The sequence below is a fragment of the Rhizobium sp. UFLA01-1127 genome, from assembly GCF_059803845.1.
On record NZ_JAUQTZ010000034.1, the window covers coordinates 1 to 20,058 of the forward strand.

General features: G+C 60.0%; 22 protein-coding genes. 12 read left to right on the forward strand and 10 right to left on the reverse strand.

Going from position 1 to position 20,058, the window contains the following annotated elements; all coding sequences use genetic code 11:
* The 3 genes from purQ to Q4Q11_RS11090 all read left to right on the forward strand — a co-directional run.
* The coding region (gene purQ / locus Q4Q11_RS11080) for a phosphoribosylformylglycinamidine synthase subunit PurQ (RefSeq protein WP_498569512.1) at nucleotides 1-643 on the forward strand (643 nt) is incomplete at its 5' end.
* 203 nt (nucleotides 644-846) lie between these two features.
* Complete coding sequence (locus Q4Q11_RS11085) at nucleotides 847-1,254, forward strand: hypothetical protein (protein WP_112510825.1); 408 nt, start codon at nucleotides 847-849, stop codon at nucleotides 1,252-1,254.
* A gap of 80 nt (nucleotides 1,255-1,334) precedes the next feature.
* Complete coding sequence (locus Q4Q11_RS11090; RefSeq protein WP_113214209.1) at nucleotides 1,335-1,868, forward strand: AAA family ATPase; 534 nt, start codon at nucleotides 1,335-1,337, stop codon at nucleotides 1,866-1,868.
* Nucleotides 1,869-1,881: 13 nt separating this feature from the next.
* Here the strand turns inward: Q4Q11_RS11090 and Q4Q11_RS11095 are convergent, their stop codons facing one another.
* Nucleotides 1,882-2,190 carry a DUF1127 domain-containing protein gene (locus tag Q4Q11_RS11095; protein WP_498569513.1) on the reverse strand — a complete coding sequence of 103 codons (309 nt, stop codon included), beginning with the start codon at nucleotides 2,188-2,190 and terminating at the stop codon, nucleotides 1,882-1,884.
* A 42-nt stretch (nucleotides 2,191-2,232) separates the two neighbouring features.
* On the opposite strand from Q4Q11_RS11095, the gene Q4Q11_RS11100 reads away from it, so the two are divergent.
* The 4 genes from Q4Q11_RS11100 to Q4Q11_RS11115 all read left to right on the forward strand — a co-directional run bounded on the left by Q4Q11_RS11100 (nucleotide 2,233) and on the right by Q4Q11_RS11115 (nucleotide 7,007).
* Nucleotides 2,233-3,651, forward strand: a complete 1,419-nt coding sequence (locus tag Q4Q11_RS11100) for an aminotransferase-like domain-containing protein (RefSeq protein WP_113223602.1) — start codon at nucleotides 2,233-2,235, stop codon at nucleotides 3,649-3,651.
* Nucleotides 3,652-3,774: 123 nt separating this feature from the next.
* Entirely contained in the window at nucleotides 3,775-4,377 is a 603-nt protein-coding gene (locus Q4Q11_RS11105; protein WP_498569514.1) for an acyloxyacyl hydrolase, read from the forward strand.
* 149 nt (nucleotides 4,378-4,526) lie between these two features.
* Entirely contained in the window at nucleotides 4,527-6,758 is a 2,232-nt protein-coding gene (gene purL, locus Q4Q11_RS11110) for a phosphoribosylformylglycinamidine synthase subunit PurL (RefSeq protein ID WP_498569515.1), read from the forward strand.
* A 15-nt stretch (nucleotides 6,759-6,773) separates the two neighbouring features.
* Nucleotides 6,774-7,007, forward strand: a complete 234-nt coding sequence (locus tag Q4Q11_RS11115) for a BolA family protein (RefSeq protein WP_004108912.1) — start codon at nucleotides 6,774-6,776, stop codon at nucleotides 7,005-7,007.
* Here Q4Q11_RS11115 and Q4Q11_RS11120 read toward each other — a convergent pair.
* Together Q4Q11_RS11120 and Q4Q11_RS11125 are read right to left on the reverse strand one after the other, a co-directional pair.
* Nucleotides 6,993-8,192, reverse strand: coding sequence for a hypothetical protein (locus Q4Q11_RS11120; protein ID WP_498569516.1), 1,200 nt, complete (start codon nucleotides 8,190-8,192; stop codon nucleotides 6,993-6,995). The two genes, Q4Q11_RS11115 and Q4Q11_RS11120, sit on opposite strands and share 15 nt — an antisense overlap.
* A 185-nt stretch (nucleotides 8,193-8,377) precedes the next feature.
* Nucleotides 8,378-8,680, reverse strand: coding sequence for a hypothetical protein (locus Q4Q11_RS11125; protein ID WP_112510815.1), 303 nt, complete (start codon nucleotides 8,678-8,680; stop codon nucleotides 8,378-8,380).
* Between the two features lie 380 nt (nucleotides 8,681-9,060).
* Here Q4Q11_RS11125 and grxD point away from each other — a divergent pair, with 380 nt between their 5' ends.
* From grxD to Q4Q11_RS11140, 3 genes are all read left to right on the forward strand, one after another.
* Nucleotides 9,061-9,396, forward strand: a complete 336-nt coding sequence (grxD, locus tag Q4Q11_RS11130; RefSeq protein WP_498569517.1) for a Grx4 family monothiol glutaredoxin — start codon at nucleotides 9,061-9,063, stop codon at nucleotides 9,394-9,396.
* A gap of 139 nt (nucleotides 9,397-9,535) precedes the next feature.
* Complete coding sequence (locus Q4Q11_RS11135) at nucleotides 9,536-10,768, forward strand: multidrug effflux MFS transporter (protein WP_498569530.1); 1,233 nt, start codon at nucleotides 9,536-9,538, stop codon at nucleotides 10,766-10,768.
* 13 nt (nucleotides 10,769-10,781) lie between these two features.
* Nucleotides 10,782-12,101 (forward strand): multidrug effflux MFS transporter, encoded by a 1,320-nt coding sequence (locus Q4Q11_RS11140; protein ID WP_498569518.1) that lies wholly within the window; start codon nucleotides 10,782-10,784, stop codon nucleotides 12,099-12,101.
* Between the two features lie 78 nt (nucleotides 12,102-12,179).
* Here the strand turns inward: Q4Q11_RS11140 and Q4Q11_RS11145 are convergent, their stop codons facing one another.
* From Q4Q11_RS11145 to rpsD, 6 genes are all read right to left on the reverse strand, one after another.
* Nucleotides 12,180-13,124: an adenylate/guanylate cyclase domain-containing protein gene (locus Q4Q11_RS11145; RefSeq protein ID WP_112510807.1), complete on the reverse strand. Its 945-nt coding sequence runs from the start codon at nucleotides 13,122-13,124 to the stop codon at nucleotides 12,180-12,182.
* Between the two features lie 115 nt (nucleotides 13,125-13,239).
* Entirely contained in the window at nucleotides 13,240-14,064 is an 825-nt protein-coding gene (locus Q4Q11_RS11150) for an inositol monophosphatase family protein (protein WP_113214203.1), read from the reverse strand.
* Between the two features lie 15 nt (nucleotides 14,065-14,079).
* Nucleotides 14,080-14,907 carry an inositol monophosphatase family protein gene (locus Q4Q11_RS11155; protein ID WP_498569519.1) on the reverse strand — a complete coding sequence of 276 codons (828 nt, stop codon included), beginning with the start codon at nucleotides 14,905-14,907 and terminating at the stop codon, nucleotides 14,080-14,082.
* Nucleotides 14,908-14,975: 68 nt separating this feature from the next.
* Entirely contained in the window at nucleotides 14,976-15,872 is an 897-nt protein-coding gene (gene ttcA, locus Q4Q11_RS11160; protein WP_498569520.1) for a tRNA 2-thiocytidine(32) synthetase TtcA, read from the reverse strand.
* Between the two features lie 60 nt (nucleotides 15,873-15,932).
* Nucleotides 15,933-16,862, reverse strand: a complete 930-nt coding sequence (locus Q4Q11_RS11165; RefSeq protein WP_112510799.1) for a glutaminase — start codon at nucleotides 16,860-16,862, stop codon at nucleotides 15,933-15,935.
* Between the two features lie 71 nt (nucleotides 16,863-16,933).
* A complete protein-coding gene (rpsD, locus tag Q4Q11_RS11170; RefSeq protein WP_112510797.1) occupies nucleotides 16,934-17,551 on the reverse strand; it encodes a 30S ribosomal protein S4 in 618 nt (205 codons plus the stop codon).
* A 281-nt stretch (nucleotides 17,552-17,832) separates the two neighbouring features.
* Between rpsD and Q4Q11_RS11175 the strand changes: the two genes are divergently transcribed.
* Nucleotides 17,833-18,060, forward strand: coding sequence for a ribbon-helix-helix domain-containing protein (locus tag Q4Q11_RS11175; protein ID WP_113214224.1), 228 nt, complete (start codon nucleotides 17,833-17,835; stop codon nucleotides 18,058-18,060).
* Nucleotides 18,057-18,497, forward strand: coding sequence for a TA system VapC family ribonuclease toxin (locus Q4Q11_RS11180; RefSeq protein ID WP_113214199.1), 441 nt, complete (start codon nucleotides 18,057-18,059; stop codon nucleotides 18,495-18,497). The genes Q4Q11_RS11175 and Q4Q11_RS11180 overlap by 4 nt, the downstream gene beginning before the upstream one ends.
* A 7-nt stretch (nucleotides 18,498-18,504) precedes the next feature.
* Here Q4Q11_RS11180 and Q4Q11_RS11185 read toward each other — a convergent pair whose 3' ends face one another.
* Nucleotides 18,505-20,010, reverse strand: coding sequence for a helicase HerA domain-containing protein (locus Q4Q11_RS11185; protein WP_498569521.1), 1,506 nt, complete (start codon nucleotides 20,008-20,010; stop codon nucleotides 18,505-18,507).
* Between the last annotated feature and the right edge of the window lie 48 nt (nucleotides 20,011-20,058).

Below are 20,058 nucleotides of genomic sequence, written 5' to 3' on the forward strand. Positions count from 1 at the left end.
CCTTAATCGCGACCGTGACATGATCGCGGCGCTGACCAAGATTTCCGGCCATGCGCCCGTAACGGTCTGGCAGACGGAGACGGAGATTCCGGATGTCGATCTGATCGTCATTCCCGGCGGCTTCTCCTACGGCGATTATCTGCGCTGCGGCGCGATCGCAGCCCGCATGCCGATCATGCAGGCGATCAAGGAGAAGGCTGACAAGGGCGTCAAGGTTTTGGGCGTCTGCAACGGTTTCCAGATCCTGCTCGAAGCCGGCATGCTGCCGGGCGCGCTGATGCGCAATGCCTCTCTGAAGTTCGTCTGCCGCGAAGTGAAGCTGGAAGTCGTCAATGCCGAGACGGACTTTACGGCCGCTTACGCCAAGGGCCAGGTCATCCGCAGCCCCGTGGCGCATCACGACGGCAACTATTTTGCCGATGCCAACACGCTGAAGGCGATCGAAGACAACGGTCAGGTGGTCTTCCGCTATGCCGAAGGCACCAATCCGAACGGCTCGGTCAACGACATTGCCGGCGTGATCAATGCCAAGGGCAACGTGCTGGGCATGATGCCGCACCCCGAAAACCTGATCGAGGCCGCCCATGGCGGCAGCGACGGGCGCGGCCTCTTCGCCTCTGCACTCGGCGTCGTCGCGGCCTGATAACTGGCCAATCCGAGACCGGACCATAAAATCGGCGTCTTTGCATCAAACAGCAGGGCGCGGAACGCGATCTGATAAATTTCGCCAGACCAGCCGTAGGGCCGAAATCCGGATCCGCTCCAGAATCAAATAAGTAGAGCATGATGTTCGCCCGAAAACCAATCACGGCATCATGCTCTAAACGCTTCATTGGAAAGAGATTGATGCGCACTCGCCTCCTGACAGGAACTTATTCCGCCGCCACCTTCGCGGTGCTCGGACTGCTGGTCACCTCGTGCGGCCCACGCCCGCCGAGTATCAACGCGACGGATCGCAGCGCCCTGTCGACGATGGAACGCATCATGCTCAATGCCAATGCCTGCTGGTTCAAATCGTCTGACCCGGCCTTTGCCGGTTATCAGCTGTCTCCGGAGCTCAACTCCTTCACCGGTCGCCCGCGCATCCTCGTGGTCGACAGGAAACATCCGACCGGCCGGCCGTCGCTCGTCGTGCAAGCGGAAGGCAATCCCGCACAGATGCAGGCCTTCGGTCCGATGATGTCAGGCGCCTCCGGCGGCCGCATTACGGGCGACGTCAATCGCTGGGCTGGAGGCTCGAAGGCGTGCAGCTGACGCTGCGGGCCTGAGATCTCCGTTTCCACGGCAATCCGCAGCCGGTGCATGACGTGCCCTCAATCTCAGGGATCATTGTCATGGACAAATTCGTCATTCTTTCGGGCTGCTCCGGCGGCGGCAAATCCACATTGTTGGAGGCGCTCAAGCGTCGCGGCCATCACACCGTCGAAGAGCCTGGGCGGCGCATCGTCATCGAGGAATTGCAGGGCGACGGTGCGGCCTTACCCTGGATCGACGCACCGGCATTTGCGCGCCGGGCGATCGCCCTATCGCTCGCCGATCGAGAGGCTGCAGCGGCAATTCCAGGCACCGTCTTCTTCGATAGGGGATTGATCGATGCCGCATCGGCCCTCGAGCATCTGACGGGCGAGCCGGTCCTAGCCTCGCTCGCCCGATTGCATCGCTATAACAGACATGTCTTCCTGACGCCGCCCTGGCCGGAGATCTATACCGGGGATCGCGAGCGGAGGCATGATTTTACGGCAGCGGTCGTGGAATACGATCGGCTAAGCGCCGTTTATCCAGCGCTCGGCTACGAAGTCCACGTGCTGCCGAAAATCGGCGTGGAGGAACGCGCCGATTCGGTATGTTCCGTTCTGAAGCTCGATTAGCTTGCCTGCCCGTTCAATCCCAAAAAAACGACTTCTTTGCTTCCGCTGCTGCTTGGCGCCGGGTCAGGCCGATGTCGTTCAGCTGATCGTCCGTCAAACCTCGAAGAACCCAGCGGCTCTCACGCTTCTCCAGCCAGTGCAGATAAACGGCCCAAAACCGACGCAACGGATGCGGCTTTGGCGGCGCCGTCCGGACCTTTGTGCTTGCCAAGGGCGCAGCTTGCGCCTCAGCTGTGCAGATTGTATCTATTGTGCTCATCTTCATTCTCTCAGGATGGTGACAATTTTCAAGTATCGAGCCAAACGATACAAATTGACTCATAATCTTGACTCGAAGACAGAGACAATCTAGGAAATTGTCATTATGACAAATTGGCTTCCTGACATCTCCAGCGGAACCGGCCCGGTCTATATCCGCGTTGCCGACGCCATCGAGAACGCGATTACGCATGGCGTCCTGCCGCCAGGCACCAAGCTGCCGCCGCAGCGAAATCTTGCTTATGATATAGGTGTGACCATCGGCACCGTGAGCAGAGCCTATGCCCTTGTGCATGAGCGCGGTCTAGTGGCCGGCGAAGTCGGCCGCGGCACCTATGTGCTGGAACGCTCGAACGGCAAGCAGATCGAACTCGTCGATCCGATCACGCAGGCGCTTGCCGGCACCCGAGGCCTGAATACTCCGGACGCCAAGATCCGCTTCGACACGACCGCCGCACCCGATATCGGCCAGGGTCAGATTATCGGCAAGCTCTTTGCCGACATCAGCAACGAGCACCAGACGGAAATCTCCTCCTATTCGCGGAATTTCCCGGCGAGCTGGTTCGAGGCCGGGCAAATATGGCTCGCCCGAAACGGGTGGCAGCCGGCAATCGAGACGATCGTGCCGACGCTCGGCGCCCATGCCGCCGCCATCGCGGTCATTTCAGCCGTTACCTCGCCGGGCGACAAGATCGTTTTCGAGAACCTCACCTATACGCAGATCAGCCGCGCGGCTCGCCTGCTCGGCCGCCGGACGATCCTGGTGGATTCCGATGAGCACGGCATGATCCCCGAGGATTTCGAGCGTCTCTGCCAGCAGCAGCATCCGCGCCTCGCCTTTCTGATGCCGACCGCTCATAATCCCACGCTCGTGACAATGCCCGAGGCGCGACGCCGGGCAATCGCCGCCATAGCACGCCGGCACAGCGTCTGGCTGATCGAAGATGATCTCTACGGCGGCATGACCGGCGACCAGAACCCGCTCATGGCAGCAATCGCGCCGGAGCGGACTTTCGTCGTCAGCAGCCTGTCGAAATCCGTAACGGCCGGCGTGCGCGGCGGCTGGGTCGCCTGCCCGCCGCATTTCGCCCAGCGCATCAAAGTCACGCACAAGATGACGACGGGCGGCCTACCCTTCATTCTGGCTGAAACCTGCGCCCGGCTCGTGCTGGGCGGCCATGCCCTGGAACTGCGCCGCCGGTCGGTGGAAGAAATCAAGGCCCGTGAGCAGTTGGCGCGCGAGGCCCTGTCGGGATTCGAGTTCAATTCACATCCGCATCTGCCGTTCCTGTGGCTGAAGCTGCCCGAGCCCTGGCTCTCGGGGACGTTCAAAAACGCCGCCCTCGCCGAGGGGGTGTTGATCGACGACGAAGATGAATTCAAGGCAGCCCGAATCGAAAGGGTCTATCACCGCGTTCGCGTCGCCTTTTCGTCGCCGCCACAGCGAAAAGATGTTGCAGCAGGCTTCATGACGTTACGCAGGTTGTTGGAAAACGGCTCCTCGGGATACGATAGTCACATTTAAGCAAGCCTTATTAATTTATCGACAGACATCTTGCGCAAATGCGACTTTGTCGTCTCGACTCTTAGCACGCTACCATTCTATCAATGCAAAGTGAAAATTCGCCCGCCATACCAGGGGGAGTGCATGGCTATTGCAGGCTTTGTAAGCAAGCGTCTAGTTCCGAGTTTTCTGGCAATCAGTTGCGTATTCATCGCAGGCCATTCGGCCGCCATCGCCGCGGACCAGGTGACGGCCGTCTCCAACACCAAGGTTTTCGACGAGCTGCGTTTCGGAGCGAGCGGCTCCATCCAGAACGGCAACGAGCACGAAAATGGCGTGTTTCCCGAAATCCAGGTGCTCTTCAATCCGTTCGGCTACAATCCGACTGCGGACTGGAAGGACCAGCTTGCCCATCCGCGCATCCATTTGGGAACGTCGATCGGCACGGCAGGCTCTGCGACCCAGGTCTATGGCGGCCTTTCCTGGACGCTTACGCACAGCAACGGCATCTTCACCGAACTTGGCTTCGGCGGCACGGTGCATACGGGCAATCTGGACGATTGGAGAGAACACGGGCCGATGCTCGGCTGTCGTCTTCTCTTCCACGAATATGCCGGTCTCGGCTATAATTTCGACAGCCACTGGAACATGATGGCCCAGATTGCACATTCGTCCCACGCCAATCTTTGCGACGGCCCGAATGGCGGCATGACACGCGTCGGCCTGATGGTCGGCTATAAATTCTGATCGCTGGAACGGCGACTTGACGATTGGAAATACCGGCCTGTTGTGAACGCCGGTATTTTCCTGTCGCACGACAGGGAGACTTGCGCTAAAGAGACCCCGATCCCTGACCGGCCTTCAAACCTTTTACAGGCAAGGACACTCGAGCGCCCATGACCATTTCCAATTCGATCCAGATCACCCCCGAACTGATTGCCGCCCACGGCCTCAAGCCGGATGAGTATCAGCGCATTCTGGATCTGATCGGTCGCGAGCCTTCTTTCACCGAGCTCGGTATCTTCTCGGCCATGTGGAACGAGCACTGCTCGTACAAATCTTCGAAGAAGTGGCTCCGCACGCTGCCGACCAAGGGGCCGCGCGTCATTCAAGGTCCCGGCGAGAATGCCGGCGTTGTCGATATCGATGACGGCGATTGCGTCGTCTTCAAGATGGAAAGCCACAACCACCCGTCCTACATCGAGCCTTACCAAGGTGCTGCCACAGGCGTCGGCGGTATCCTGCGCGACGTGTTCACCATGGGCGCCCGTCCCATCGCTGCCATGAACGCCCTGCGCTTCGGCGAGCCGGATCATCCGAAGACCCGCCATCTCGTTTCCGGCGTCGTTGCCGGCGTCGGCGGCTACGGCAATTCCTTCGGCGTCCCGACTGTCGGCGGTGAAGTCGAATTCGATGCCCGTTACAACGGCAATATCCTAGTCAACGCCTTTGCGGCCGGCCTTGCCAAGTCCAATGCCATATTCCTGTCGGAAGCCAAGGGTGTCGGCCTGCCGGTGGTCTATCTCGGTGCCAAGACCGGCCGTGACGGCGTCGGCGGCGCGACCATGGCTTCGGCCGAATTCGACGAATCGATCGAGGAAAAGCGCCCTACCGTTCAAGTCGGTGACCCCTTTACCGAAAAGTGCCTGCTCGAAGCCTGCCTGGAACTGATGCAGACCGGCGCGGTCATCGCCATCCAGGACATGGGTGCCGCCGGCCTCACCTGTTCTGCCGTCGAAATGGGCGCCAAGGGCGACCTCGGCATCGAGCTCGATCTCGACAAGGTGCCGGTACGCGAAGAGCAGATGACGGCTTACGAAATGATGCTGTCGGAAAGCCAGGAGCGCATGCTCATGGTGCTGCAGCCGGAAAAGGAAGCCGTTGCCAAGGCGATCTTCGTCAAGTGGGGCCTGGATTTTGCCATCGTCGGCAAAACGACCGACGATCTTCGTTTCCGCGTCATCCATCAGGGCGAAGAAGTCGCAAACCTGCCGATCAAGGATCTCGGCGACCAGGCTCCGGAATATGATCGCCCGTGGCGGGAATCCGACAAGCGCGCCGCCCTGCCCGCCGATCTGGTAGCCGCGCCGGAAGATTACGGTCAGACCCTGCTGAAGCTGGTCGGCTCCCCCAACCAGTCCAGCCGCCGCTGGGTCTACGAACAGTACGACACTCTGATCCAGGGTAATTCTCTGCAGCTTCCCGGTGGCGACGCCGGCGTCGTCCGCGTCGAGGGCCATGCCACCAAGGCGCTGGCCTTCTCCTCCGACGTCACCCCGCGCTATGTCGAAGCCGATCCGTTTGAGGGCGGGAAGCAGGCCGTGGCCGAATGCTGGCGCAACATCACGGCGACAGGTGCCGAACCGCTGGCCGCGACCGACAACCTGAACTTCGGCAACCCGGAAAAGCCAGAGATCATGGGCCAGTTCGTCGGCGCGATCAAAGGCATCGGCGAAGCCTGCCGCGCACTGGATTTCCCGATCGTTTCCGGCAACGTCTCGCTCTACAACGAAACCAATGGCATCGCAATCCTGCCGACCCCCACCATTGCCGGCGTCGGCCTGCTGCCGGACTGGAAGACGATGGCCCGCATCGGCTCGGCTTCCGAAGGCGATCACGTCGTGATGATCGGTGTCGACGGCAGCCATCTCGGCTCCTCGATCTATCTGCGTGATATCATCGGTTCGACGGATGGCCCTGCCCCGGAAGTCGATCTCTTCGCCGAACGCCGCAACGGTGATTTCGTGCGCTCCGCCATCCGCAACGCTCAGGTCACGGCCTGCCACGACATCTCCTCCGGCGGCCTGGCTCTCGCACTTGCCGAAATGGCGATGGCTTCCGGCAAGGGGCTGCGCATCGATCTCGGCGAATGCAGAACCCTGCCGCATGCAGCCCTCTTCGGTGAAGATCAGGCCCGCTACGTCATCACCGTCCCTGCCGATGTCGCCGATTTCGTCTGCATCAACGCGGAAAGCGCCGGCGTGCCCTTCCGCCGTCTCGGAACCGTCGGAGGCGATGCGCTGGCCATCGACGGCCTGTTAACGCTTCCGGTTGGACAGTTGCGCGAGGCGTATGAATCGTGGTTTCCTGCCTTCATGGACAGCGGCGCACTCGCTGCCGCTGAATAGATCGAGGTACCACTCATGCCAATGAACCCCGGCGATATCGAAGACATGATCAAGGCCGGCATTCCCGGCGCCAAGGTGACGATTCGCGACCTGGCTGGGGATGGTGATCACTATGCTGCAGAAGTTGTCGCGGAAGCCTTCCGCGGCAAGAGCCGCGTGCAGCAGCACCAGATGGTCTATGATGCCCTGAAGGGCAATATGGGCGGCGTGCTGCACGCCCTTGCGCTGCAGACCTCAGCGCCCGATTGAGAGCGCCTGGGCTTCCTCGCCGGAGTTGAACGTCAGCTCCGGCAGCTTTTGGAACGAGAATCCGGCGAAATCCGAGGCCGGCAGCGGACCGGCAGTCATCAGCGTAAAATCGAAAAAGGCCCTCACATCGGGACCGAGCACATATTGCCGGTGGACGCGGAGAAAATCGCGCTTGATCTTGGCATAATGCTTCGCCGTCAGCATCTGCTTGAAGCGCACGAACAGGATCGACGCCTGCTCGGCATCCGGATGACCGCAGACAGCTGCAACCTTCGCCTTATAGAAATGGATCGCGTCGGTCAGACAGTGCACGTCGAGCCAGGAGATATCCTGGCAGCGGGCGATCAGTCCGACACGTGAGCGCAGCACCGAGGCCGGCCGCAAGAGCGCGCATTGAAGGATGGCGCTGCCAAGTGTGGTGAAAATCACGCGCTTGCCCTGCAGCAGCTCCGGCTCTCGCTCGAGCAGCAGGCCGACGACATGGGCGGCGACGGACGAACCCATGCTGTGCGAGGAGATGACGAATTCGTCGGCATCGGGATCATCCAGCGCCTGACGCGTGCTGATCGCACTCGCCTCCAGCCATTGTTCGACGCCGAGCCCATTCAGCCCCGCCATCGCCACCGCCATTTCCCAGTCGGAAAAGAGATGCAACGTATGCAGTTTCTCGGCCTGCGGCAGAAAGACATAAACGAAGAAGGCGACGGCCAACGCGATGCTGCCGATATGGCTCCAGGCCGGCAGCCCGAACAGGAACGGCGCAAACGCGATCGATAGGCTGATCAGCAGCCCCCCTAGCATCAGCAAAAAGGGAAAGATGAAGAACAGGCCGAAGCGCCAGGCATGACGAAAGTAGCCAATCATGCCGCCCGCAGCAGCGACCTGCGCGGCCGCACGATAGCCCAGCAGCAGTCGCGTGAAGAACGGTCTGCCATTCAGAGCGCCAACCAGATCGTTGTGATCGACGATATGAACGCGGTTTTGCGTGTGCCAATCCGCACCCGTCGCAGCCACATCGAAATAAGGAGCCCGGCCAAAATTGTTGAGTTCACCGATTTCGGCGGAAAAATCCCAGACGCCGCCGCTCTGCCGTGCGGAACGCTCGTAACGCGCGCGATGCGCAGCAGCATCCAACGGTTCGAAGCCAGGGAAGTGGAGAACCACCCTCTTCTTGATGTTACCCATATTGTAGTCTGTCCCCGGGGCGCATTTACATATACGTCCAAGCGCCAAGATCATGAGCTGCGGGCTTTTTCAAGGCAGCTCATCGCAAAAGCGGGCGGACACCTAAATAGAAAATCGGAGCCGTGGGCCGTGTCGGCAGATAGCACGAAGGCGACGACAGATGTCACCTGCCCGACTCAAGGCAATCAGCATTCCCGCCTGGGATATGGCGAGACATCGGCGCAAGGATCCGTTGGCGGACCGGTCATGATCTTCTCGACGATTGGAATAGACGCCGGCTGCTGTTTCGGCGCGGTCGAGGCGCGATAGCCGAAAGCAATACTCAGAATAACAACGATAGCCGTCACCGTGACGGTGCTGTTCAATATCGATGCGCGCGGGGTGCGCACATGCTCATAATACTCCCGCTCGCCTTCGCTCGTATCTTCCGAGCCATAAAATTCCCGCTCTTCACCAACCTGCCCGTCTGAATAGTGATGGTGGCTCATGGTGTCCGCTCCCTCAAAAGTCCGAATGCAATGTTCACAAGGGACCGATACGTGCCAAATCGCATCAATCGACAAACTCTAACAAACATACCGACCGCTTGTAAATTAAGTAGCAGCCTAATATTAATCATCCCTTGCTTTAAATATATGTGTGTTGTTCAGGAGCGAAGTTGAAGTGGCGTTTCCAAAACGCACTGTTCAGAAAAGCCAGCCAATTCGCAGATTTCATCACAGCCTCGATAGCTCACGAAGGAACCCATTCATGCGATGAAAAAAACGGCGCCGACGTTTTGCGGCTGGAAATCGCGCCGGACGCTTGCTATTTAAGGAGCAGATGTAACGCTGCGGATCTTGACCCCGCATGTGAAAGGAACTGGACAATGAGCGGCATTCAGGAATTCATCGCCCACGAAGTTAAGAACAACGACGTCGTTCTTTTCATGAAGGGCACGCCCCAGTTCCCGCAGTGTGGTTTCTCCGGTCAGGTGGTTCAGATTCTCGACTATATCGGCGTCGACTACAAGGGCATCAACGTCCTTGCCGACGCTGAAATCCGTCAGGGAATCAAGGACTATTCCAACTGGCCGACCATACCGCAGCTTTACGTAAAGGGCGAATTCATCGGCGGCTGCGATATCGTGCGCGAAATGTTCCAGGCGGGCGAATTGCAGCAGCACCTCCAGGAAAACGGCATCAGCGTTCGCGGCGCCGCCTGACCGGGCACCGGGCTATCCGTCCGGTTTCCATAGTTAAATTCGATCGATAAGGCGCTGCCACCGGGCGGCGCCTTGACATGTTTATGGGAATAAAACCGTGACGACTACATCCCAGGCCATGACCCATGGGCAATTGCCCATGGGCAAGCGCGAGTTTATCGCACTCGCGGCCTTCCTGATGGCGACCAATTCGCTTGCAATTGACATCATGCTTCCCGCTCTCCAGCAGATCGGCTCGAGCCTTGGTGTGATGAACGAGAATCATCGGCAATATGTGGTGACGGCCTACCTGATCGGTTTCGGTTCGGCGCAGCTCATCTACGGTCCCCTGTCGGATCGATTCGGCCGTCGTATGCCCCTCTTGATCGGCATCACCGTCTACGTCGTCTCGGCATTCGGCATTGCACTCATTCCGTCCTTTGCCGGCCTTCTCACCCTGCGTTTCATACAGGGCCTTGGCTCGGCGGCGACCCGTGTCATCACCGTGTCCATCGTCCGCGACGTCTTCGGCGGTCGCCTGATGGCCGAAGTCATGTCGCTCATCATGATGGTCTTCATGATCGTTCCGGTCATCGCGCCGGGAAGCGGCCAGATCATCATGCTCGTCAGCACCTGGCACATGATCTTCGTTTTCATCGGCACCATGGCGACGCTGGTCGGTCTCTGGATGTATTTCCGGCTTCCTGAGACGCTGAAGCCTGAAAATGTCCGTCCCCTGACGATCCAATCGATCGCCTCCGGCTTCAAGATCGTTCTGAAGAACCGCGTAGCCCTCTGTTATACCCTTGCCAGCACGTTCCTGTTCGGGGCGCTGTTCGGCTTCATCAATTCGGCGCAGCAGATCTACAGCGGCATTTACGGACTTGGCGTGTATACGCCGGTCGCCTTTGGTGGCGTGGCGCTGTTCATGGCGCTGTCCTCCTTCATCAACTCGCAGTTGGTCGGCCGTTTCGGCATGCGACGGCTATCGCACGCCGCACTGCTCGGCTTCTCCCTCATTACCTCCGTTTGGCTGATGGTGCAGCTCTATGGCCCGGCGCCGATGCCTTTCCCGTTGTTCATGGTGTTTTTCGCTATGGCGATGTTCCAGTTCGGCTGGATCGGCTCGAATTTCAACTCGCTCGCCATGGAGCCGCTTGGCCATGTCGCCGGCACCGCTTCGTCGGTGCTCGGTTTCATGAGCACGGTCGGCGGCGCATCGATCGGCGCCGGTATCGGTCAATATTTCGACGGCACGGCGACGCCGATGGTCATCGGCTACTTCACCGTCTCCCTCATCGGCATCGTCTTCGTCTTGATCGCCGAAAAAGGAAAGCTGTTTCGCCCGCACAACGCACCACCTCCGGCTGACCAGTCGCTCGCTTTACATTGACAGGCATATCCGAATGACAACCCAGCCTCAGTCCCAGCAGCCGGCCCAGCAGCCGGCCCAGCAGCCGACCCAGCAGCCGACCCAGTCCGGCTCCAGCCGTATCGGCCTCGGCATTGTGGAATTCATTCTCACGATCGCTCTGATGACGGCCAGTATTTCCATGGGCATCGACAGCATGCTGCCTGCGCTGCCGAATATCGGCCAGTCGCTTCACGTCGCCAATCCGAACGACACCCAGCTCGTCATCGGCGTCTATTTCCTCGGTTTCGGCATTTGCCAGCTTTTCTTCGGCAGCCTGTCGGATACCTATGGCCGGCGGTACATCCTGCTCGGCGGTCTTGCATTCTATACGGTGACCCTGTTCGCAGCGGCCTGGAGCGGCAGCCTCTTTGCGCTGCTGACAATGCGCTTTGCGCAGGGTGTGGGCGCAGCAGCAGTCCGCATCACCACGCTTGCCATCGTCCGCGATTGCTTCGGCGGCCGCGAAATGGCCCGCGTCATGTCCTATGTGATGATCGTCTTCATGATCATGCCGATGGTCGCGCCCTTCGTCGGCCAGATGATCGTCGCCTATTCGAACTGGCAATGGATCTTCATTCTGCTCGGCATCGTCAGCGCCGGCCTTTTCCTCGTCGCCTTCTTCCGCATGAAGGAGACGCTGCCCGTCGAAGAGCGCCTGCCGCTCTCGGTCGCTTCGGTTCTTTCCGGCTTCAAGACGGTGCTGACCAACCGCATCACCTGCGGCTACATGATCGGCCTGACGCTCTATACCGGCGTCATCTGCGCCTACATCGTCTCCGTGCAGCAGGTTTTCGGCGAAGTCTACGGTCTCGGAGAAACGTTCCCGATCGCCTTTGCGGCAACGGCAGCCGGCACGGCCGTCGCGCAGTTTGCCAATGGCTATTTCGTCCGAAGCTTCGGCATGCGCCGTATTTCTCACGCCGCTATGATCGTTTTCACCGTTTTGGGTGCGGTGGGCTACGTGGTCGGCATGTTCGGTCAGCCGAGCTTCACGTTCATTTACGTGCTGATCTCGATCATGCTGATGATGTTCGCCGTCATCACCACCAACTGCATGGCGATCAGTCTTGAGCCGATGGGGCATCTGGCGGGCACTGCCGCCGCCATCACCAGCTCGGTCTCCACGACAGTGGGCGTTCTCATAGGCGGAGTCGTCGGCCAGATGTTCGATGGGACCGCGCAGCCCCTGCTCGCCGGTTTCACTGTATTCGGTGTGCTGTCGATCCTGGCGACGCTCTGGGCGGAGCGCGGCAAGCTCTTCACCCATCCAGGCGATACACCGGCCCTGGAAGCGGGCATGGGGCACGTTTAGTGCAATTCCAGGAAAAGTGACAAGCGGTTTTCCGTCCGGAATTGCATGACGACAACGACTCTAGGCGACGTGCGCTCCTCAGACGCCGCCGCGCGGACGGCTGACCCAGCGTACCGCCGCAGCGATCGCGAGGCCGAATAGCGGCCACATCGCCCATGGCGTTCCATGCCAGGTGAAGAGGTTGATCGCGACGATGCCGACGCCGGTGATGACAAAGCCGGCGATGGCCATATCGATCTGCCTGCTACTGCGCATAACGCGATATGCCGTAACCCACAGAATGATGAGTATCGGCCATTTCGCCCAGAACTCGCCATCCCAAGTCAGTCCGTTGAGCAAGGCAAGGCCGGCGCACACGACCAGTGGCGGACCATAGCTACGCCGCCAATCCAGCATCACAAGTTCTCTCGCCGCGATCTCGGGCGACCATGCCGGCTCTGGCTTCGGATTAGGGTTTGACTTCGGCTGGTAGGCGGAGGCGGCGGTATCGAGTACCTGCACGCCAGCGATCCGCAGCGCATAGCTCGGCACACCGCCCTCGATGTTCTTGACATCGAGCTGCCCAAGAAAATCGAAACCGACGGCAACCTTATTGCGGACCTGATCATAGACTGTGTTGGAAATGACGATGCCGCCAGGAACTGCCCGCGATTGCAGCCGGGCGGCGATGTTGACGCCATCGCCATAGAGGTCGTTGCCATCGGCGATGACGTCGCCGAGGTTAAGGCCGATGCGGAAGAGCATCTGCTTTTCGGGATCGATGGCGGCATTATAACCCGCCAATTCGTTCTGGATGTCGATGGCCGCCCGCACGGCTTCTACGACGCTCGGAAATTCGGCAAAGACGCCATCACCCCAGGTGTTGATCACCCTGCCGCCATGAGCCTCGATCAGCCGTGTCATCGCATCGCGGTAGCGTCGGAGGGTTTCAAGCGTGCCCTCTTCGTCCTTCCCCATAAGACGCGAATAGTCCTGCACATCGGCGCAGAAGATGGTAGTCAGCTTGCGGCTTGTCTCGGACATCGACCTCATCTCCGCGGCAGGCGCCCACCAAGGCTCCCGCCTGTTGCAAAAAAGATAGCTTTCCAGACGCCACTTTCCAAGTAGCAGCGACGATTATCAGGTCGATCCGCTCACCTTAGATGGTGAAGACCTCGCGCCGCAGCAATTCCCAGCTATCCTTGTCCACTGTAACCAGCAGTCCGCCATCGAGATGATGCGGCAAATAGGGCGAGCCGTCGAAACGACGGACATAGGCGCCGGCTTCGGCCGAGATCAGCGATCCGGCCAGATGATCCCAGGGCATCAGCTTGTTGTACATGAGGTAATGCACATAGCCGCCCGCGAGCGTACGGTATTCATGCGCCGCACAGCGATAGCAGGTCGTATAGCGCACCTTGGCGAGATTGCCCATGATTTCGGCGCGTTTTTCCTTGGGTAGATAACCCGTGGCTGCCATGCCGACCAGTTCGTCCAGCGGGACGGATGGAGCAACGTTGAGACGCAGCATCTCGCCATCGGGCCGGCGCAGCCACGCGCCGCTGCCGCGTTCCGCCAGCACCCAGTCGTCGCCCATCGGATCGAAGATGATGCCGGCAACAGTCTCGCCCTTCGAGACTACCGAAGCCATGACGCCGTAGGCCGGGATGCCGGCGGCGAAATTGAATGTCCCATCGACGGGATCGACGATGATGGCGAGATCGGCATTCTGCAGCTTCGTCAGCAGGTCCGGGTCGGCCGCGACCGATTCCTCGCCGACAAACAAGGCCTCGGGCCAGAGCCGGGCAACCTCGGCCTTGATCATGCGCTCGGCCCGCTCGTCGGCCTCCGTCACCAGATCCGTCGCCTCGCTCTTGGCGCGGATATCGTCGCTGCCGAGCCTGCGAAAGCGCGGCAGGATCTCCGTCTGCGCCGCGCGCCGCAGCACATGAGCAAGCGTGGTAACGTCAACGAGCGATGTCATGTTTTTCCTTTCGCGTCAGGCGCCGATGATCTCGCGGCGGATTATCCGCCAGCTTTCTTCATCCGGCGCAGAAATGATGCCGCCCGTCGTTTCGCCGGGCTTGTAGGGCGTACCATCGAATTTGGCTGTATAGCCACCGGCTTCCTGGTGCGCCAGCACGCCGGCAAGATGATCCCAAGGCATCAGCTTGGAATGGCCGATGAAATGCCACTTGCCAGACGCCACCATCCAATATTCGTAAGCCGAACAATTCAAGGAGAAAGCCATGCGTGTCTTCGACAGACTGCCGCAGATGCGCGACCGATCAGGCTCATCCATATGACCCCAGGATATGGCGCCCGTCATGGAGCTCAAGGGAGCGGAAGCGGCAACGGCAAGCCGCCTCGCCTGCCCGGTTTGCCGGCGAAGGAAAGTGCCGCCGCCCTTCATGGCAGTCAGGGTGTCACCAAGCACGGGATCATGGATGATGCTCGCGATCGTCTCGCCATTGGCAACAACGGCCACTATCGTCCCGAAGACCGGCAATCCCGCTGCGAAATTGAACGTGCCGTCGACCGGGTCAATGGTGAAAGCCAGCTCAGCATGAGCCAGCGCCGGCACGACGGACTTGTCAGCCTCATAGGCCTCCTCGCCTACGATCACGGCCATTGGAAAACGTGTCCTCAGCGCTGCTGTAATGTGCCGCTCGGCCAGAAGATCGGCCTCGGTCACAAGGTCGATAGCAGACGTCTTTTCCGATATGTCGCCATCATCCAGATTGCGGAAGCGCAGCATGATTTCCTTTGACGCCGCTTCGGCAACGATCGTCATTACATAGTCGAAATCTGCATCGGAAAAAGTCATCGGAAGCCTCTGTTCTGAAAGGGCTTCCTCTTATGCCCGATTCGATGACGGCGGTGTGGCAAAACCACTTAATCGGCGTCGGATCGTCCCGCCGAATGTCCGCCGGCCGTCAAGCCAGCAAAATCGAACAATTTCGGATCGAGCAGATGCGACGGATTCACATGCGCCAGCGCCCGCAGCATCGTATCCTTGCGCCCCGGCATGCGCCGCTCGATATCGGCAAGCATGTCCTTCATGGCATTGCGCTGCAGCCCGTCCTGCGAGCCGCAGAGGTCGCAAGGGATGATCGGAAACTGCATGGCGGCGGCGAACTTGGCGAGATCGTCCTCGGCCGCATAGGCGAGCGGACGCAGCACCATCAGATCCCCTTCATCATTCAGAAGCTTTGCCGGCATGGAGGCCAGCCGGCCGCCATGGAAGAAGTTCATGAAGAAGGTTTCGAGAATATCCTCACGATGATGGCCGAGCACCAGCGCATCGCAGCCTTCCTCGCGCGCAATGCGGTAGAGATTGCCGCGGCGCAGGCGCGAACAGAGCGAGCAATAGGTCGCCCCCTCCGGCACCTTTTCCTTCACAATTGAATAGGTGTCGCGATATTCGATGCGATGCTCAACGCCAATTTTCGTGAGGTATTCGGGCAGAATATGCTTCGGGAAATTCGGCTGGCCCTGATCGAGATTGCATGCGACCAACTCCACCGGCAGCAGGCCGCGCCATTTCAGATCAAGCAGCAGCGTCAGCAGGCCGTAGGAATCCTTGCCGCCGGAAAGGCCGACGAGCCAGCGCTTCTGGCCCTTCAGCATCTGGAAATCGTCCATCGCCTGGCGCACCTGCCGCAGCAGGCGCTTGCGAAGCTTGTTGAAGGAGACGGATCGCGGCGCATCGGAAAACATCGGATGCGCGGCAGAACCGCCATCTTCAGCCTCGGTATCGATGTCGTCTTTCACCGTGGTCGCGATATTCATTCCGTCGTTCCTTGCATCTCAACCCGCTGATAGCAGAAAGCAGGACGAGAAGACACCGTATCAATCGCCGAACACCGACCAGCCCGTGCGTGCCGCCAGCATTTCCAGCGCAACCGCACCGAGCTGCGAATTGCCGACCTTATTCAATCCTGGCGACCAGACGGCAATGGAGCCGATGCCCGGGGCTACGGCCAGAATGCCGCCGCCGACGCCGCTCTTGCCCGGCAGGCCGACATGATAAGCGAAGTCGCCGGAACCGTCATAATGCCCGCAGGTCAGCATCAGCGCATTGATACGCCGCGCCCGCTTCGGCGAAACGACAGAATGGCCAGTGATCGGATTGCTACCGCGCGCGGCGAGATAGAGCCCCGCCTTGGCAAGCTGCTGGCAGCTCATCGCGAGCGCGCATTGATGGAAATAGACGCCAAGCACGTGCTCGACCGGGTGATGGATATTGCCGTATGCCCGCATGAAATTGGCGAGCGCGAAATTGCGATAGCCGGTCTGCGTCTCCGAACGCGCCACCTTGTCATCGATGCTGATCGTCTCGTCGTCGGCCACATAGCGCACGAAGCGTAGCAGTTCGCCGATTGCCTCGCGCGGCTCGTGCCCAGCCAATACAACATCGCTGACGGCGATGGCACCCGCATTGACGAAGGGATTACGGGGAATACCCTCTTCCCGCTCGAGCTGGACGATGGAATTGAACGCGGTACCGGACGGCTCGCGCCCGACGCGCTTCCAGAGGCTCTCGCCTACCTTGCCGAGCGCCAGCGTCAGCATGAAGACCTTGGAGATGCTCTGGATGGAGAAGGGAACTGCGGCATCGCCGATGCTGTAGACATCGCCGTTGACCGCGGCGATCGCCATGCCGAACTGCTTCGGATCGACCTTCGCCAGTTCAGGAATGTAATCGGCAACCTTGCCTTCGCCGATGCGTGGCGAAAGCTCCGCATGAATGCCGTCGAGAATGGCCTGCAAATCCGTCATGAGGCGCTCCAAAGACAAAAAAGCCGCTCGAACCGAGCGGCTTTTCATTCATCAAGAAAGTTATCCGCTTATTAACGCGAATAGAATTCGACGACCAGCTGCGGTTCCATGACGACGGCGTAAGGCACATCGGCAAGAGTCGGGACGCGAGCGAAGGTCGCAACCATCTTGTTATGGTCGGCTTCGATATAGTCCGGAACGTCACGCTCAGCGAGACCAATCGATTCCAGAACGATCACGAGCTGCTTGGACTTTTCGCGAACTTCGATAACGTCTCCAGCCTTGCAGCGGTACGAACCGATGTTGACGCGAACGCCGTTGACCGTGACGTGACCGTGGTTGACGAACTGACGGGCAGCGAAGACCGTCGGAACGAACTTGGCGCGGTAGACGATCGCGTCGAGGCGCGATTCGAGCAGGCCGATCAGGTTTTCCGAAGTGTCGCCCTTGCGGCGGTTGGCTTCGTCGAAGATGGCGCGGAACTGCTTTTCACGCAGGTCGCCGTAATAGCCCTTCAGCTTCTGCTTGGCGCGCAGCTGCACACCGAAGTCGGAGAGCTTGCCCTTGCGGCGCTGGCCGTGCTGGCCCGGGCCGTATTCGCGGCGGTTGACCGGGGACTTCGGACGACCCCAGATGTTTTCGCCCATACGGCGGTCAATTTTGTACTTGGACGATTCGCGCTTGCTCATCGCATTTCCTTTCAAGTGTTATGGCGGCCCGTTGCCGAACCGCGAAGGAAACACGCCCTCCTCTGAACTCCGTTTTCGAGCTCTGACAGGCTTCTCACGTTAGCGAACGGACGAAGCCACGGGACATGTCAAATGAAACACCGGACATTTCTGCCCGGCGTTGGCGCGGTCTGTAAGGGGTCGTCATGAAAATGTCAACAGCCCACGCGGTGGCTGTTGAGAACGAAGCAACGAATGCTATATTTGATGCGTGATGACTGATGCTCAATCAAGGTGCAACGATGCGAACAACCCTGGCAATTGACGACGACGTGCTTGCCGCAGCAAAGGCGATGGCAGAACAACAGCGCCGCAGCATCGGCGATGTCATTTCCGACCTTGCTCGCCGATCGCTGAACCGTGCACAGCCGGCAAAGGAGCGGAATGGTATTCCGCTGCTCACGCCCAAGACGGGCAATCCCCCTGTTACGCTTGATCTTGTCAACAAACTTCGCGACGAACTTCCGTGACATTTCTGTTGGACGTCAACGTTCTAATCGCTTTATTCGACCCTAGCCATGTGTCGCATGATATCGCCCATGAGTGGTTTCACTCCCTAGCCGGGGATAATTGGGCAACATGCCCTTTAACGGAAAATGGCGTTGTCCGAATTCTCAGTCAACCGAGCTATCCCAACTCTCCAGGTCCACCGTCGACGGCCGCGCTTCTTGTTGCCCAACTTCGCGGCTTGCCGGGTCACCAATTCTGGGCCGACGATATCAGTCTGCTGGACGATACTTTGGTAGATTCGACACGCATTCTGACTCCTGGACAAATCACCGACACCTACCTGTTGGCATTGGCGAAATTCCATGGGGGTCAACTGGCAACGCTCGACCGGCGCCTATCGATTTCGGCCGTCAAGGACGGCAAAGCCGCACTCCACATCATCGGCAGCAATTCGTAACCGGAAGCTATTCCGCCGCAGCCTGCTCGCCGCTGTCGATATCGGGCGCATTGGCATCGCCGGGCGCGGTCTGCGAGCCCATATCCGGGAAGGCGACGATGCGCTTGCCGGAGAAATCCGTATGGACGACGACGCTGCCCTGCTCCTCGAAATAGCTCAATAGTCGCCGCGCGCGTCTGGCCGAATGGGTGCCATAGGCGCGGGCGATGCGGGCATCGGACGGGCACGGCTCGCCGCTGATCGCTGCCTTCGCCAGCATCAGAAAGACGCCCTGCAGGTCATCGGTGACGCCGGCAGAGAGCGACAGCGCCGTCGCCCACTGGTCCGTCGCCATGACCTCCTCGTCCGCACCGGAGCGCGCGATCGCCACACGACGGCGGAATTCCGACAGGCTCATGGGTGCGCCGGGAACACGACGCATACGCAGCCGTACGAGAAACTCCTGATAAAGCACCGAATCCGTGCGGAAGCCTGAGGCCGGGTCATCGAGAATTTCGGAGAGCACGGCACTCACCCTCGCCTCCCGATCCTCGCTCGATAGTTCCGGCTGGATGACCTTCGGCTCCGCCGGCGCCGGTACGGAGCGGGAAAGCTCTGCCAGGATATCGGTCGTCGGCCGCGGCGCCGGCGTGGTGCGGCGAACAACGGGACGCGTGAACTCTTCCGGGTCCGGCGTGAAAATCAGATCTTCGACATCCTGCGGTGCGTCCGGCAGCGGCATCAATTTAGGGCTGGAGGAGCGCGCCGAGGTTTCCACCGTGCCGATGGTGATCGGCAGCGGCCGACGCGAAAGTGCCGGCCCAAGCGCGACGAAATTGCCGCGCTTCAGGTCGCGGAACATCTCCGCTTGCCTGCGATCCATGCCAAGCAGATCGGCGGCACGCGCCATGTCGATATCGAGGAAGGTGCGGCCCATCAGGAAGTTGGAGGCTTCGGCCGCCACGTTCTTGGCGAGCTTCGCCAGACGCTGCGTGGCGATGACCCCGGCAAGGCCGCGCTTACGGCCACGGCACATCAGATTGGTCATGGCGCCGAGCGACATCTTGCGCGCATCTTCCGAGACGTCGCCGCCAACCGAGGGCGCAAACATCTGCGCCTCGTCCACTACGACAAGCACCGGATACCAGAATTCGCGGTCGGCATCGAACATGCCATTGAGAAAGGCAGCGGCAGCGCGCATCTGCTGCTCGATATCGAGCCCCTCCAGCGTCAGCACGCAGGAGACGCGATGCTGGCGGATACGATTGGCGATACCGGCAAGCTCGGCCTCCGTGCGCTCACCATCCACGACCACATGCCCGAATTTGTCGGCCAGCGTGACGAAATCGCCTTCGGGATCGATGATGACCTGCTGCACCCATTGCGCCGACTGTTCGAGCAGCCGCCGCAGGAGGTGCGATTTCCCCGAGCCGGAATTGCCCTGCACCAAAAGACGCGTTGCCAGCAGCTCCTCGATATCGAGCTGGGCGCTGGTCCCGCCGGACGCCGTTCCCATGTCGATGCCGACCTGCAATGCACTTCCCCTACGAGCAAGAATCAAACGTGGATGCGTCCCATCTTT